General features: G+C 32.8%; 3 protein-coding genes. All 3 read left to right on the top strand.

Annotation, left to right across the window (positions count from 1 at the left end):
* Positions 1-226 precede the first annotated feature (226 nt).
* Positions 227-703: a hypothetical protein gene (locus C7K08_RS14475; protein WP_106501176.1), complete on the top strand. Its 477-nt coding sequence runs from the start codon at positions 227-229 to the stop codon at positions 701-703.
* A 7-nt stretch (positions 704-710) separates the two neighbouring features.
* Positions 711-860, top strand: a complete 150-nt coding sequence (locus C7K08_RS15755) for a hypothetical protein (RefSeq protein ID WP_161955954.1) — start codon at positions 711-713, stop codon at positions 858-860.
* On the top strand, positions 857-1,041 hold a 185-nt coding region (locus C7K08_RS16240), incomplete at its 3' end, for a hypothetical protein (RefSeq protein WP_206603890.1). The genes C7K08_RS15755 and C7K08_RS16240, both read left to right, overlap by 4 nt.

Genomic DNA, 1,041 nt, shown 5'->3' on the forward strand with positions numbered 1-1,041 from the left:
CGAAGATGCCACAAAGTCACAGATTAAAAGTGCCTTTGTAAAAAGTCTCAAGATCAAAAAATTGAATAAAAAAGTTCTGGGWCARTTTATGGAGTTRGTYGTATGATAAATACCTAAAAAGATTAAAATGAAGACTTTTMARGAATTTGTGYTAGAATGTCATGATCTTCAAGAGAAATCTTTAAGTAGGATTGTTTCTAAGATTGAAAAAGGAGGTGTTGCTATAGTGTCTTCTGATAGGTCAGATAAAACTAATAAAGAAAAACAACAAAGATCAGATAAACTTGTTAAACGTATTCGTGGTGCTGGACTTCCTGGGCCAACACAAACTAAAGGTGCTTATCGTGAAACTGGAACAACAGAAGATCAAACAGAAAAATCATTTGTAGTTTCATCTGGTAAAATGGGTAAGAGAAAGTTTAAAAAAGTTGCATCTAAACTAGGCCAAGAAGGAGGATTAAAACAGAAAAAAAATCAAGAACCTAATTCTAAAGAAGGTGATCAAGATAGTGTTCTTATTAAACAAAAACCAGGATCACAACCTAAAGCATCATGGTTGGGAACTTCTAGAAGATCTGATGCTGATCCTAAATTGGGGAAAAAATATGATCAAGGTAAAATGTCAACTAGAGATGCAAATTTACCATTAAACCCAGGTGAAGGTGCAACCATAGTTGGTAAAAAGAAATTACAATTTAAATGAATCCCAAATGAAAAAAACTGACAACATGGACAAACTTTTGATCATTGATCACAATACTAAAGTGATTACTCAAAAAAGAGAATTGAATCCTCCTACATTTAATGGTCAATTTAGAGATAGAGTTAAACAAAAGTATCCTGATTACGAATTAAAATGAAAAACGAAATCTGGGGAATGCCCTGTGCTGTAGATCATAAAAATAAAAGAGTTTATTTGAAGTGTGAGAGTGCCATTACTGCGATGGGTATTGGTGCTCTTGTAGAAAAATATTATCCTGGATATAAAGGACATTTAGTAAGTCTAAACCGTCTGAGTGAAATTAGAGACAGTTTGGAAAC

It is taken from the genome of Synechococcus lacustris str. Tous, from assembly GCF_003011125.1.
Classification (GTDB): Bacteria; Cyanobacteriota; Cyanobacteriia; order PCC-6307; family Cyanobiaceae; genus Synechococcus_D; species Synechococcus_D lacustris.